The 14,303-nt window shown below is 69.2% G+C and carries 12 protein-coding genes; 1 reads left to right on the forward strand and 11 read right to left on the reverse strand.

The genetic code is table 11. From position 1 onward, the window contains the following. Positions 1–32: 32 nt before the first annotated feature. The 11 genes from ABEB06_RS18990 to ABEB06_RS19040 form a co-directional block, all read right to left on the reverse strand. A complete protein-coding gene (locus tag ABEB06_RS18990) occupies positions 33–1,484 on the reverse strand; it encodes a GH1 family beta-glucosidase (RefSeq protein ID WP_425559649.1) in 1,452 nt (483 codons plus the stop codon). Further along, the gene (locus ABEB06_RS18995; RefSeq protein ID WP_345698057.1) at positions 1,457–2,452 is read right to left on the reverse strand and encodes an ABC transporter ATP-binding protein; all 996 of its coding nucleotides are present in this window, start codon (positions 2,450–2,452) and stop codon (positions 1,457–1,459) included. Before ABEB06_RS18995 ends, ABEB06_RS18990 begins: the two co-directional genes overlap by 28 nt. After that, positions 2,449–3,351: an ABC transporter permease gene (locus ABEB06_RS19000; RefSeq protein ID WP_425559784.1), complete on the reverse strand. Its 903-nt coding sequence runs from the start codon at positions 3,349–3,351 to the stop codon at positions 2,449–2,451. Before ABEB06_RS19000 ends, ABEB06_RS18995 begins: the two co-directional genes overlap by 4 nt. 40 nt (positions 3,352–3,391) lie before the next feature. Continuing rightward, on the reverse strand, positions 3,392–4,372 hold the full coding sequence (locus ABEB06_RS19005; protein ID WP_345698059.1) for an ABC transporter permease: 981 nt from the start codon (positions 4,370–4,372) through the stop codon (positions 3,392–3,394). After that, positions 4,369–5,454 carry an ABC transporter ATP-binding protein gene (locus tag ABEB06_RS19010; protein ID WP_345698060.1) on the reverse strand — a complete coding sequence of 362 codons (1,086 nt, stop codon included), beginning with the start codon at positions 5,452–5,454 and terminating at the stop codon, positions 4,369–4,371. The genes ABEB06_RS19005 and ABEB06_RS19010 overlap by 4 nt, the downstream gene beginning before the upstream one ends. Beyond that, positions 5,454–7,157: an ABC transporter substrate-binding protein gene (locus ABEB06_RS19015; RefSeq protein WP_425559650.1), complete on the reverse strand. Its 1,704-nt coding sequence runs from the start codon at positions 7,155–7,157 to the stop codon at positions 5,454–5,456. Before ABEB06_RS19015 ends, ABEB06_RS19010 begins: the two co-directional genes overlap by 1 nt. A gap of 105 nt (positions 7,158–7,262) precedes the next feature. Beyond that, the gene (locus tag ABEB06_RS19020) at positions 7,263–8,267 is read right to left on the reverse strand and encodes a LacI family DNA-binding transcriptional regulator (protein ID WP_345698061.1); all 1,005 of its coding nucleotides are present in this window, start codon (positions 8,265–8,267) and stop codon (positions 7,263–7,265) included. Between the two features lie 174 nt (positions 8,268–8,441). Continuing rightward, entirely contained in the window at positions 8,442–9,710 is a 1,269-nt protein-coding gene (locus ABEB06_RS19025) for a sugar ABC transporter permease (protein WP_345701902.1), read from the reverse strand. Positions 9,711–9,766: 56 nt separating this feature from the next. Continuing rightward, positions 9,767–10,549 (reverse strand): ATP-binding cassette domain-containing protein, encoded by a 783-nt coding sequence (locus ABEB06_RS19030; protein WP_345701903.1) that lies wholly within the window; start codon positions 10,547–10,549, stop codon positions 9,767–9,769. A 40-nt stretch (positions 10,550–10,589) separates the two neighbouring features. Next, a complete protein-coding gene (locus tag ABEB06_RS19035; RefSeq protein WP_345698062.1) occupies positions 10,590–11,693 on the reverse strand; it encodes a sugar ABC transporter substrate-binding protein in 1,104 nt (367 codons plus the stop codon). Between the two features lie 516 nt (positions 11,694–12,209). Then, entirely contained in the window at positions 12,210–12,512 is a 303-nt protein-coding gene (locus ABEB06_RS19040) for a CPCC family cysteine-rich protein (RefSeq protein ID WP_345698063.1), read from the reverse strand. 373 nt (positions 12,513–12,885) lie between these two features. On the opposite strand from ABEB06_RS19040, the gene ABEB06_RS19045 reads away from it, so the two are divergent. Beyond that, entirely contained in the window at positions 12,886–13,266 is a 381-nt protein-coding gene (locus tag ABEB06_RS19045) for a hypothetical protein (RefSeq protein ID WP_345698064.1), read from the forward strand. Positions 13,267–14,303 lie beyond the last annotated feature (1,037 nt).

Genomic DNA, 14,303 nt, shown 5'->3' on the forward strand with positions numbered 1-14,303 from the left:
TGACGCCGGGTCAACAAGGGGGCGGATGTGGGCTATTCCCGTCCCTGGCGGCCGGTGGCGCGGACCCGGGCGATGGTGTCGCGCAGCCACAGCGCGCTCTGCTTGGGCGTCCGCTCCTGGGTCTCGTAGTCGACCCGGACGATGCCGAAGCGCTTGTCGTAGCCGTACGCCCACTCGAAGTTGTCCAGCAGCGACCAGGCGAAGTAGCCGCGCACGTCGGCGCCGCCGGCCCGGGCCTCGGCGACCGCGGCGAGGTGGGAGGCCAGGTACTCGGTGCGGTCGGCGTCGGCGACGAAGCCGGTGGCGTCGGGCTTGTCGTCGTACGCGGCGCCGTTCTCGGTGATCACCAGCGGGATGCCGGGATAGTCGCGGGAGATCCGCAGCAGCAGCCGGGTGAAGTCCTCCGGCATGACCTCCCAGTCGAGGTGGGTCACCGGCAGGCCGCCGATCGGCAGGTGGCGGGTGACCGGCAGGCCGTCCGCGTCGGTGGTGGAGCCGTCCTCGGCGTGGCCGCTGGACTTGCCGGAGCGGTAGTAGTTGACGCCCAGGGTGTCGATCGGGCTGGAGATGACCTCCAGGTCGCCGTCCTGCACCGGGATCTCGACGCCGCGCCGGGCGAGGTCGGTGACCAGGTCCTCGGGGTAGCTGCCGCGCAGGATCGGGTCGAGGTACATGCGGAAACCCAGCGCGTCGGCCCGGCGGGCCGCCTCCCGGTCGACCTCCGAGTCGGTGGCCGGGATGGCGTTGGAGAGCAGCTGGGTGACGGCCAGGTCGAGCGGGCGGCCCGCGGGGGCGAGGGCGCGCAGCCGCTGGACGGCGAGGCCGTGCGCGAGGTGCAGGTGGTGGACGGCGCGGACGCCGTCGGCGAAGTCGCGGCGGCCGGGGGCGTGCACGCCCTGGACGTAGCCGAGGACGGCCGAGCACCAGGGCTCGTTGAAGGTGGTCCAGTGCTCGACCCGGTCGCCGAGCCGCTGGTAGACCAGCTCCGCGTAGTCGGCGAAGCGGTACGCGGTGTCGCGCGCGGGCCAGCCGCCGGCGTCCTCCAGCTCCTGGGGCAGGTCCCAGTGGTAGAGGGTGAGCCAGGGGGTGATCCCGCCTGCGAGCAGCTCGTCGACCAGGCGGTCGTAGAAGCCGAGGCCGGCCTCGTTGGCCGGGCCGGTGCCGCCGGGCTGGACGCGCGGCCAGGAGACCGAGAAGCGGTAGGTGTCCAGGCCCAGCGAGCGGATCAGGGCGACGTCCTCGGGCATCCGGTGGTAGTGGTCGCAGGCCACGTCACCGGTGTCGGCGTTGTCGATCGCGCCCGGCACCCGGCACAGGGTGTCCCAGATCGAGGGGGTGCGGCCGTCCTCGGCGACGGCGCCCTCGATCTGGTAGGCCGAGGTGGCCACGCCCCAGCGGAAGTCGGCGGGCAGCCGGTCGATCGAGTCGTTGTAGCGGTCCAAGACGTCTCCAGGTGTCACGAAGCGGTGGGGTGCAGCCAGCATGCGACGCTGCGGTCCGGATGGCCGTCCGGCGGGCCGAGGCGCGGGACCTCGGTGGCGCAGCGGTCGAAGGCCTTCGGGCAGCGCGGGGCGAAGGCGCAGCCGGCCGGCATGGCGCGCAGGTCCGGCGGGGAGCCGGGGATGCCGGTCAGTTCGCGGCGCGGGCCGTGCAGGGCCGGGAAGGAGTGCAGCAGGCCGTCGCTGTAGGGGTGCAGGGAGTCGCGGTAGATCGCGCCGGACGGGGCCTGTTCGACGATCCGGCCGCCGTACATGATGGCGATCCGGTCGGAGAACTCGACCAGCAGCGACAGGTCGTGGGTGATGAAGAGCACCGAGAAGCCGAGCTCCTCGCGCAGCCTGACCAGTTGGCGCAGGATCTGGCGCTGCATCACCACGTCGAGGGCGGTGGTCGGCTCGTCCATGATGACGACCTGGGGTTCCAGCGCCAGGGCCATCGCGATCATGACGCGCTGGCGCATGCCGCCGGAGAGCTGGTGCGGGTAGCTCTCCAGCCGGTCCGCGGCGATGCCGACCAGCCTGAGCAGCTCCCGGGCCCGCACCAGCCGCTGGGCCTGGGTGCTGTCGGGCTCGTGTGCCTTGATGACGTCGGTGAGCTGGGTCGAGATCTTGTGCACCGGGTTGAGCGAGTTCATCGCGCCCTGGAAGACGATCGAGGTCTCGGCCCAGCGGAAGGCCCGCAGGCCGGCCTCGTCCAGGCCGAGGATGTCGACCGCCGGTCCGCCGTCGCGCGGGTGGTAGAGCACCTCGCCGCCGGTGATCACGCCGGGCGGCGGGAGCAGCCGGGTGAGCCCGTACGCCAGGGTGGACTTGCCGCTGCCGCTCTCGCCGGCCAGGCCGAGCACCTCGCCGCGGCCCAGGGTGAGGTTGACGTCGTGGATCGCCCGGACGGCGCCGGGGCCGTAGCCGTAGTCGACGTCGAGGCCCTTGATCTCCAGCACCGGGCGGCTCATCGGGCGGCCCCTTCCTTGACGACCGGCGTCGCGGGAACGGCGACCGGGGCGGTACGGACGACCGGGGTGAAGCCGGGACGCATCCGGATCCGGCCGGCCGGGGTCTTCAGGTCGCGGCCGGCGGTGCGCAGGCGCGGGTTGACGATCTCGTCGATGCCGAAGTTGACGAGCGAGAGCGCGGTGCCGAGCAGGGCGATGGCCAGGCCGGCGGGGACGAACCACCACCAGGCGCCGAGGCCGAGGGCCTGCTGGGTCTGCGCCCAGTAGAGGATCACGCCCCAGTTCCACGGGGACATGCCGGGGATGCCGATGAAGGCGAGCGAGATCTCGGTCATCACGGCGTACATCACGGTGCCGATGAAGGAGGAGGCGATGATCGCGGTGAGGTTCGGCAGGATCTCGAAGACCACCACGCGGAAGGTGGACTCGCCGGTGGCCTTGGCGGCGACCACGAAGTCGCGGCGGCGCAGCGAGAGGGTCTGGGCGCGCAGGACGCGGGCGCCCCAGGCCCAGGAGATCATGCCGATGATCAGGGCGACCATCAGGTCTCCGCTGTGCGGCATCACCGAGGAGACGATGATGATCAGCGGCAGCGCGGGGATGACCAGGAAGACGTTGGAGATCGCCGACATGGTCTCGGCGCCGGGGCCGGAGAGGTAGCCGGAGGTGACGCCGACCAGGACGGCGACCACGGTGGCGAGGACGCCCGCCACGACGCCGACCAGGATGATCGAGCGGGTGCCGACCAGCAGTTGGCTGAAGATGTCCTGGCCGAGGTGGGTGGTGCCGAGCCAGTGCTTGCCGGACGGGCCCTCCATCAGGTCGGTGGAGCGGGCGTCCGGGTCGAAGGGGGCGATCCACGGGCCGATCACGGCGATCAGCCCGAAGAACGCCAGCATGGCGAGGCCGATCCGGGTCTTGGTGTTGGCGAGCACGGTGTCAGCCCTCCCGGCGGGTACGCGGGTCGAGCGCCAGGTAGGCGAGGTCGGCGAGCAGGTTGGCGGCGAGCACCGAGAGGGTGATCACCAGGAAGATCCCTTGCATCAGCGGGTAGTCCTTGACGCCGATGGCCTGCACCAGTTCCAGACCGATGCCGGGGTAGGAGAAGACCACCTCGACCAGGAAGGTGCCGCCGACGACCAGGCCGAGGGCCATGCCGAAGCCGGAGACGCTGGGGAGCAGGGCGTTGCGGGCGGCGTAGGAGAGCATCACCCGGCGTCCGCTGAGGCCCTTGGCGTGGGCGACGGTGATGTAGTCCTCGGCGGTGACGGTGACCATCATGTTGCGCATGCTCATGATCCAGCCGGCCACCGAGGAGACCAGGATGGTGAGCGAGGGCAGCAGCGAGTGGTTGATCGCGCTGCCGATGAACTCCGGGTCGAAGTGCGGCACCAGGCCCGGCTCGTAGCCGCCCGACGAGGGCAGGAAGCTGCCGCTGCCGGTGAGGAAGGCGATCGCGATCAGCGCCAGCCAGAAGTACGGGATGGAGGCGAAGAAGGTGGAGACCGGGAGCAGCGCGTCCGCCCAGGAGCCGCGCCGCCAGCCGGCCAGCACGCCGGCGAGGGTGCCGAGGCCGAAGGCGAGCACGGTGGTGACGCCGACCAGGCCGACGGTCCACGGCAGGGTGGTGCCGATCACCTCGGAGACCGGGGCGGGGAAGGACTTGAAGGAGATGCCCAGGTCGCCGTGGGCGAGCTGGCCCAGGTAGCTGAGGTACTGCTCCCACAGGCTCTGGTGCTTGTCCAGGCCGAAGAGCACGGTCAGCGACTGCACCGCCTGCGGGTCCAGCTGGCCCTGGTACTGCGCCATCAGCGCGGTGACCGGGTCGCCGGGGGTGAGCCGGGGGATGAAGAAGTTGATGGTGATCGCGGCCCAGGCGGTGAACAGGTAGAACCCGAGCCGTTGCAGCAGGTACTTCACTTGGCCGTCTCCTCGTCGTACAGCCAGCACGCGGCCCAGTGCCCGGGCGCGTCGCCGATCTCGATCCGCGGAGGCAGCTCCACCCGGCAGCGTTCCATCGCCATCGGGCAGCGCGGGTTGAAGCGGCAGCCGGCGGGCGGGACGATCAGGCTGGGCGGCTCGCCGCCGTCCTCCTCCTCGCCGTCGCCGGCACCTCCCGTACCCGGCTCCCGATCAGCGGTGCCGATGTGGTCCGGGTCGGGCGCGGAGGAGATCAGCAGCCGGGTGTAGGGGTGCGCCGGGGCCTGCGTGACGGTCTCGCTGTCGCCGCCCTCGACCATCCGGCCGGCGTACATCACCATCGTCTCGTCGGCGAAGTAGCGGGCCGAGGCGATGTCGTGGGTGATGTAGAGGATCGCCAGGTCGAGGCGTTCCTTGAGGTCGCGCAGCAGGTTGAGGATGCCGAGCCGGATCGACACGTCGAGCATCGAGACCGGCTCGTCGGCGAGCAGCGCGTCCGGGTCGGCGGCCAGCGCGCGGGCGATGGCGACGCGCTGGCGCTGGCCGCCGGAGAGCTCGTGCGGGTACTTGTCCAGGTAGTTGTCGGCCGGGGTGAGGTGCACCCGCCCGAGCAGTTCCTGGAGCGCCGCCTCCAGTCCGTCCTTGCCGCTGCCGGCCCGCCCGTGCACCTTGAGCGCGCGGGAGAGGTGGTAGCGGACGGTGTGCACCGGGTTGAGCGAGCCGAACGGGTCCTGGAAGATCATCTGGACCTTCCGGGCGTACCGCCGGAACGCCCGCCCGCCGCGCACCGCGGTGGACGCGCCGTGCAGCCGGATGTCTCCCCCGGTGCGCGGGTAGAGCTGCGCCAGCAGGCGGGCCACGGTGGACTTCCCGGAGCCGGATTCGCCGACCAGCGCGGTGACGCGGCCCCGGCGCAGGGTGAGGGTCACGTCGTCGACCGCGTGCACCACCGAGGGGGTGCGGGAGAGCAGGGCCCGGCCCCGCTTGGGGACCGGGAAGTGCTTGGTGAGGCCGTCGGCCTCCAGGACCACCCCGTCCGGGACGGACGGGGCGGTCGCCGGGGTGTGGTTCGTGATCGTCATCAGTGAGCCGGCTTGAGGTGGAGCACCACGTCCAGGGCGTTGACCTGGGTGGGCTGGATGGGGGCGTAGGGGTTGCTGTCGTCCGGCCAGCCGGTCCAGTTCTTGGTGGAGTACTCGGCGCCGTAGTTGCCGGCCGAGGTCGGGATCATCGGCATCTGCTCGACGAAGATCCGCTGCAGGGTGGCCAGCGCGGCCTTGCGGGCCGACTCGTCCGCGGCGTTGGCGTAGTCGGCCAGCGCCTGGGTCGCCTCCTTGTTGTCGAAGCGCCCGTAGTTGTTGGTGGCGGGCGAGCCGACCGGCTGGAGGCCGGCCCCGTCCATGATGTTCTGGTACATGTCGTACGGGGTGGCGCCGCCGTTCGACCAGTGCATCGCGGCCTGGAAGTTGCCGTTGGCGATGGCGGTGAACCAGGCGTCCTGGTCGGCCTTCTCCGGGGTGGCCTTGATGCCGATCTGCTTCAGGTTGTCGGAGATGATCGTCAGGGTGGTCTGGTAGTCGCCCCAGCCCGCCGGGTCGGTCATGGTCAGGGTGACCGGCTTGCCGGTCGGGTCCTGCAGGGTGTCGCCGTTGTAGGTGAAGCCGGCGTCGGTGAGCAGCTTCTTGGCGCTCGCCACGTCGCCCTCGGACTTCTTGCCCTGGTACTCCGGCGAGATGAACGCGTCGCCGATCGGGGTCGGCAGGCCGGTGATCGACTCGACGGCGGGCTTGAAGTAGCCGGCCGAGGCCTGGTTGAAGATGTCCTGGCGGTTGATCACCAGCGACATCGCGCGGCGCAGCGCCGGGTTGTCGAACGGCTTGTTGGTGGTGTTGATCCACAGGCCGTCGGCGGAGAGGTTCGCCGGGAACCAGAGCTTGTTGTGCTCCGGGTCCTTGGCCGTGTAGAGCTTCTTGGCGTCCGGGATGAAGGCGTAGGTCCACTCCAGCGCGCCCGAGGTGAGCGCCGAGGTGATCGCGTCGTTGCCGCTGTACGTGGTGTACCGCAGCTCCTTGATCTTCGGCGCGTCCTGCCAGTAGCCGTTGCGCGTGGTCAGCGTGACGGTCTGCGGCGTGAAGGACTTCAGGGTGTACGGGCCGGTGCCGACCGGGTTCTCGACGGTGTCGGTGGCCGGGTCGGCGATGGCCGACCAGAGGTGCTTGGGCAGCACCAGGGTGGAGAGCACCACGGCCTGGCGGACGAACTGCGAGGTGCCGAACTTGACGGTGACGTCCTTGCCCGAGGCGGTGACCGACTCGATGGGCAGGGCGGCGGTGTTGAGCGCCTTGTTGTCCTTCATCAGCTGGAAGCTGTAGGCGATGTCCTCGGCGGTCATCGGCTTGCCGTCGGAGAAGGTCACGCCGTCGCGCGCGGTGAGGGTGAGTGTTCTGTAGTTGTCCGCCCACTCGAACTTCGAGGCCAGCCAGGGCTTGGCGGGCTCGGTCGGCTTGACCAGGTTCACCATCGCCAGGGGCTCGTAGATCATGTAGCGGTAGCCGAGCACCGCGGCGGCCGAGGTCGGCAGCAGCGGGTTGCTGTTGTTCTTCACGGTGGCGCCCTGGGGCATGCCGACGTTCAGCACGCCGGAGGCGCCGCCGCCGGCGCCGTCACCCTTGTTGGCGGAGCCCGGGTTGCTGCTGCAGCCGGCCACCAGGGCCAGCGAGATCGCGGCGACCACGAGCGGCGCCATGGTGCGCCGGGCTGCGGAACCGGTGGACGCGAAGGACATTGCTCCTCCTGGAGTGGGGAGAACCGGCGGCGGTGCCGTCCCGCTTCGGGGTGTGCGGCAGCGCGGTCGGACGCGGCGCGTCCGGCCGGTGGCGTGGGTGGTGGATCAGCTCGAGGCTGAGGTGGAGCCCCGGACGACGAGGTCGGTCGGGATGACGGTCGCCTCCACCGGCAGCGGCTCGCCGGCGAAGTGGGCCATCAGCATCCGGGCCGCCGCGGCCCCCATCTCGCGCAGCGGCTGTCGGACGGTGGTGAGCGGCGGTTCCGTCTGGGAGGCGAGCGGCACGTCGTCGAAGCCGACGATCGCCACCTCCCCGGGGACCGCACGACCGGCCTCTCTCAGCGCCTGGAGGGCGCCCGCAGCGGAGAGGTCGTTGTGCGCGAAGACCGCGTCGAACTCGACGCCGTCCTCGATGAATCGGCGCATCACGGCGCGGCCGGTCTCGAAGGTGAAGTCACCTTCGACGACCGAGCCGGCCGGGAGCGGCCGGCCGCCCTCGGCGTACACCGCGGTGAACCCGTCGAGGCGTTCCACGGTGCAGCCCCACGCGAGGGTGCCGGTGATCACGACCGGCCGGGTGCGGCCGTTCGCGAGCAGGTGCCGGGCGGCGGACTCGCCGCCCGCGCGGTTGGTGGTGGCCACCGAGGCGAACTGCGGGCGCAGTTCGCGGTCGTCGATGAGGACGACCGGCAGCCCCTGCCCGTGCAGCTCGGTGATGTAGTCGAGCTGCCCCTCGGGCTCGATCACCAGGAGGCCGTCGAAGGCCTTGGCGGACGCCTTGTTGGCGAACTGGCGCATCGACTGGTCGCCCTGGTTGCAGGTGAAGAGCATCAGGCCGTAGCCGTTGCTCTCGACCGTGTCGACGGCGCCCTGGAGGACTTCGCCGATCCACGGCCAGGTGAGCGAGGGGACGAGCATGCCGATCACCCCGGCCCTGCCTCGCGCCAGGCCCACGGCCCGCGCGCTCGGCACGTACCCGAGCTCCTCGATGACCCTCCTGACCCGGGCCGCCGTGGAGGGCTCGAGTTCGCCCTTGCCGTTGAGCACCCGGGAGACGGTGGTCTTGCTGACCCCGGCCCGGGACGCCACGTCGGCGATGGTGATCGGCATGGTGCCCCTCCTCGGAACCGGTTTCGGAAGCGGTTCCGAGGAGAGTGAACACCGCGCAACACCCAGGACACAATCACGGGGCGGTAACGAACTCGCACTTAATACAAGCCTGAAAGAATGTCCCGCCCCGGCGGGCGCCGGGGCGGGACGGTGACGGGGAGGGCGGGAGGCGGGTCAGGCGCGGCCGGCCGCCTTCTGGGTCCGCCGGGCCAGCGAGTCGATGACCACCGCCGCCAGCAGCACCGCACCGGTGATCATGAACTGGATGGCGTTGCTCAGGCCCTGGATGTTCATGCCGGACTGGATCGACCCGATGACCAGCGCACCCAGCAGTGCCGACCAGGTCGAACCCCGGCCGCCGAAGAGGCTGGTGCCGCCGATGACGGCCGCCGCGATCGCGTTCATCAGCAGGTTGCCGCCGCCCGAGGTCTGGCTGGCCGACTGGATCTGCGCAGCCAGGAACAGACCTCCGATCGCCGCCATCGTGGAACAGATCATGAACACCGTGATCCGGACCATCGACACGTTGATGCCCGCCCGCCGGGCGCCCTCGATGTTGCCGCCCAGCGCGAACACCTGGCGCCCATACGGGGTCCGGCGCAGCACCCACTCCAGCACCACGATGAAGATCAGGAAGACCAGCAGCGCCAGCGGCAGGCCCTTGTACTGGTTGAGGGTGTACGCCGCCAGGAAGGCGACCACCGCCAGCAGCCCGGTGCGCAGCGCGATGTCGGACACCGGCCGGGACGGGATGCCGGCCGCCTTCCGCCGGCGGGTGTCCAGCAGCGAGGCCCCCAGGAAGAGCAGCACGCCCACCACGGCCACCCCGTACGCGGCGATCTGCTGCCCGTAGATGGTCGAGTAGAGCCGGGAGACGATGTCCGTGCCGGAGAGGTTGACGGTGCCCTGGCTGCCCAGGATCTGCAGCATCAGGCCGTTCCAGCCGAGGTTGCCGGCCAGGGTGACGACGAAGGCCGGGACGCCGACCTTGGCGAAGAAGAAGCCCTGGATCAGGCCGACCAGCGCGCCGCCGACCAGGGCCGAGAGCAGCGCCACCCACTGGTTGACGCCGTGGGTCACGTTCATCACCGCGAAGATCGCCGCGCACAGGCCGCTGACCGAGCCGACCGACAGGTCGATCTCGCCGAGCAGCAGCACGAAGACCACGCCGATGGCGATCATCCCGGTGCCGACGATCTGCTGCGAGAGGTTGGAGAGGTTCTGCGCCGAGAGGAAGCTGCTGTTCAGGCTGCCGAACACGGCCCAGATCACGATCAGCGCCACCACCACCGGCAGCGAGCCGAGCTCACCGCTGCTGAGCCGCCGCTTGAACTCGCCGAGGTAGCCCTTGACGCCCTCCTGCCGGACGATCAGCCGGGGGTCGACCGCCGGGGTGGCCTCCGCCGCCACCGGCACCGCGGCGTTCACCCCGCCCTTGGGCATGTTGTCCTCGGGCAGCGGGTGGTGCCTCTCCTGGCCGTCACCCGGCATGTTCCCGCTCATTGCGCACCCTCCGAGCCCCGGGCCCTGCGGCGGGTCACGGCGTTGTCCGTGGCGCCGGTGATGGCCGAGATGATCTCTTCCTGGTTGGTCTGCCGCTTGTCGAAGACGCCGTTGTTGCGGCCCAGGCGCAGCACCGCGACGGTGTCCGCGACGGCCATCACGTCGGCCATGTTGTGGCTGATCAGGATCACGCCCAGGCCCCGGTCGCGCAGCCGCTCGACCAGGTCGAGCACCTGGGCGGTCTGCTCCACCCCGAGGGCTGCGGTCGGCTCGTCCAGGATGACTACCTTGGGCGAGCCGATCAGCGCACGGGCGATCGCCACCACCTGCCGCTGGCCGCCGGAGAGCGAGGCGATCGGGATCCGGACGCTGGGGATCCGAATCGACAGGGTGTCCAGCAGGTCCCGGGAGCGCTGCTCCATGCCGACCTCGTCGAGGACCAGCCCGAAGTGCTTCAACTCCCGCCCCAGGAAGAGGTTTCCGACCACGTCCAGGTTGTCGCAGAGCGCCAGGTCCTGGTACACGGTGGCGACGCCGAGGTGCTGGGCGTCCTGCGGCCGGTGGATGGAGACCGGGCGGCCCTCCCACTCGATCGTGCCTTCGTCCGGCTGGTGCACCCCGGCGATCGACTTCACCAGGGTCGACTTGCCGGCGCCGTTGTCGCCGACCAGCGCGACCACCTCGCCGGGGTGCACCTCCAACTCGATGTCGGTCAGCGCCTGCACGGCGCCGAACCGCTTGGAGACGCCGCGCAAGGCCAGTACCGGCTCACCCGTCACCATCTCCAACTCCCTTCCGCAGCAGTCCGGTCGTAGACGGTTACTGCAGTCCGGCAGCGGCGCAGGCCGAGGCGTAGTCCGGGGTGCAGATCTGCGCGACGGTGTACAGGCCGTCCGCGACCACGGTGGACTTGATGTTGTCCTTGGTCAGCACCGTCGGGGCGATCAGCAGCGAGGGGACGGTGGCGCCGCTGCCGTTCTTCGAGGTGGTCGGCGCCTGCGAGGGCTCCAGCGACTTGCCCTGCGCGAAGGCCACCGCCATGGCGCCCGCCGCGTCCGCCTCCGGCTTGTACGGCTTGTAGATCGACATGGTCTGGGTGCCGGCCAGGATCCGCTGCACGGCGTCGAGTTGGGCGTCCTGGCCGGTCAGCGGCACGCTCAGGTTGGCCGCCTTCAGCGCGGTCGCGATACCGGCCGCCATGCCGTCGTTCGCCGAGTAGACGCCGACCACGTTCGGCCCGCCGATCGCGGTGATGCCCGCCGCCGCCTCCTGGTTAGCGGTGTTCGGGTCCCACTGCGGGGTGTCGTACTCCTTGCCGATCTGCAGCTTGCCGTCGATCGCGCTGTGCGCGCCGGCCTTGAACTCCGCGGCGTTCGGGTCGGTCGGCGAACCGTTGATCATGATGATCTGGCCGCTGCTCGCCTTGCCGCCGACCGCCGCCACCAGCGCCTCACCCTGCAGCCGGCCCACCGCGCGGTTGTCGAAGGACACGTACGCGTCCACCGGCCCCTGCGCCAGGCGGTCGTACGCGATCACCTTCACGCCCGCGTCGTGCGCCTTCTGCACCGAGGACTGGATCGCCTTGGAGTCCACCGCGTCCAGGATCAGGACCTTGTCGCCCTTGGTCAGCGCGGTGTCCACCTGGGTCTGCTGCTGCGTCGCGTCCTGGTTGGCGTTGTAGTAGTCGATCTGCGCGTCCGGGACCAGTGACTTGATCTTGGCCTCGATGAGCGGCTTGTCGAACTGCTCGTACCGGGTCGTCTTCGTCTCCGGCAGCAACAACCCGATCTTCACCGCCCCCGCGGCGGTGCCGGACGCGCCACCCGAGCCGGTGGACTGTTTTGCACTGCCGCAGGCCGCGAGCGACAGCCCGAGCGAGGCCACCGCGGTGACCAGGGCGATACGACGGAAACCGATGTTCATGACGAGGGTGCCTCTCCGGTTGAATCCACTCCCGTCACTCAGTGTGAGGAGCCCCGTGCGACCCCACGATCCGGACTGAGCCGAACGGGGTGAGATGTCCCCGAACCGGCCGCACCGCCGTCGGCACTCACCGCCCGCCCTCGGGCATGCCCGCCCTCGACACCGCCCACGGCGACAAGCCCGACAAGGCCTTCGGCACCGTCGGGCACCGACCCCGCCGACGGCCGCGGGTCACCCCGGGCCCGCGACCGGCCGCATCACGCCACGGTCCGGGCAAACAGAGAACCCCAGGTCTTCGACCTGGGGTTCTCCCTGTGTGGAGCGGGCGACGAGAATCGAACTCGCGCTCTAAGCTTGGGAATCTCACCAACTAGGTTGGCGGGAGAGGCTTCTGACGTGCAGATACTGCACTTGGCGGCCCATCGTCGACCGGGTCGCCAGGCTCCGCTGTTGACCGTCATTTACCGCTTGCCCCCGCTCCGTAGGGCACGGGTAGGGCACGGCAGAAGGTCGCCGTCAGGTCGTGGTCAGCTCGGGCGGATACTCCTCAGGGCGAGGGTCGCGCACGGACTCAACGAATCGCTCCTCACAAGCTCCTACAGCCTGGAAGTTCCGCCGCGCTTCCGCCAGGCTGAGCCGACCGTTCGGCCCGCCTCGGACGCGGCTCGCGTCGTGATCGTCCTGGCCGTCGTCCTCCCAGAAGCACACGGAGCAGATCTCATACCCGCCACGTTCGCCGAGAGTGACGAAGCCGCAGCATGGACAGCGATACGGGCCGTCCTCGGGCTTGCCATAGATGTTCACGAACGGGGTCACCATGGCTGCATACTGCCCGATCGGAAGCGCCGGCGCGCCAGGTTAACCGCGCCGGCCTCCGACACCGCCAGGAGCCGTCCTCTTCGTCCCGAAGCAATCCGGGCACCTGCTCGACCTGGTCGCACAACGCCGATGACCAGCGCACACAGTCCCCGAATGTCCGTGGTTGTCCGTCGAAGTACGGGGCCGTTGTAGCGCAGTTAGACACTCAGCCTCATCGAGCGTGTGAGGCTCCGCTGCCCGACTGACCTAGCGCGCTCGGCCTCAACTCGCCTTCGTGCCAGTCCGGTCAGTTGCTGCTGCGATGAAGCGACGCGCCTCTCGGTCTTGTCTCGGCTCGACGTCTCTGTGCCAACACCACCACTATGCTGGCACGGTGGCGTCTGACGATCTGACCATCGAAGTCCCGGGTAGCTCCAGCCTGGCACAGCCCGCGCGTGAAGCCCTGGAAGCCTGTCTGGTTGAGTACGGAAGCGACGTGCTGAGGGAGGCTGGCCGCCTGGAGGCCACGATGCACGTGGGACCCGGCGCAGCGATGATCACTAACAGTATGATCCAGGAAGCCAACTTGCTCGGTCGGCGAGGACACATCCAGCCTCGCACTTCTAAGTTCAAGCACTTCCTAACAGTGACGACCTACGTGGCTGCCGCGGTCGGCGGTGCGTTTGCCGGAAACCTAAACACGCCCGTCGGGTCTATCGGTTTCGCCGCATCTGTGATTGTCGGAATTCTGGCACTTCTGGCGGGGCGTGAATGATGACAGGGTCCAACCAGAAGGGCTATGAAACTTTTACGCCGGAAGCCGTTGAGGAAGTTCAGCGAGCAACTAGCAGGATTCAACGAGAGCTGCTTATTAAGGCTCGACTAGTCGCCGATGCCCGAAACTCGGATAAGGTGACGCGAATTGATGTTTACCGAGCCGAGCGGGCAATGGCAGATAGCGCGCCAGAGGTGCGCAGTCGGCGTGTCCAATCCAGTTGGCTCTCGTCACTGGCTCCTGCGGTTGGAGCATTGGGGTCCCTGGCTCTTGCGCTCGCCGTTTATTGGTTGATCGGCCTCAACGAGAAGAGCTCTAAGGTATCGCTCCTCTTCGCCGCTGGGGCAACTACTGCCAGCTTTGTCGGAGCTGCATTCTCGGTCTGGACGCACAGGGCAGAGCGCAACGAGAGGCTGGAGATCGCTGCCGCAAGTCGTGGCTCACGGCCGACTCGCGATGAACAGCGGTGGGAGTTGGTTGCCACCTGGGCTGACATCGAAAGAATGCTAACGGAAAGCATTCCTCGTGAGTCAGATCGGCACGCTCCAGTCGGCATCATTGTGCGAGATTATGCACGCAGAAGCGGGCTCGGTGAAGAATTTATTGAGGATATTAATCGGGCGCTATCTGCACGAAACAAGGTAGCCCACGGGGCGGCTGGCGACCTGACGGGTTCCGACCTAGAGTCTGCTCTCGCGGCTGCCAAACGGCTAAAGTCAGAGATCTCGCAGCAAGTCTCCGAGAATTGATATTAGGAAATCTTGCCATGAGCCTGCCCTTGGAGTTCCCTAGTCGGTGAATGATGGGCGCGTGGGCTCTCGTGCGCCGTAGTCATGGCGCGGGTGGTGGAGCGGTTTTGGCCGGTGTCCTGTCTGGTCTGGGGTCGAGCATGATCGGGGGGCCGTAAGCTATTGCGACTCGGTCAGGGCTCTTTGGGCCTGACCGCAATTTGGCCGAGTGGCCCCCCGTTCTTGCTCGACGCGGGTCCCGGTCCGGGCAGGTGGGTAAAACCGCGGAGCCGCCCGCCCCGGCCCCGG

Origin of the sequence: Kitasatospora terrestris, from assembly GCF_039542905.1 — a bacterium.
In the GTDB taxonomy this organism is placed as follows: Bacteria; Actinomycetota; Actinomycetes; order Streptomycetales; family Streptomycetaceae; genus Kitasatospora; species Kitasatospora terrestris.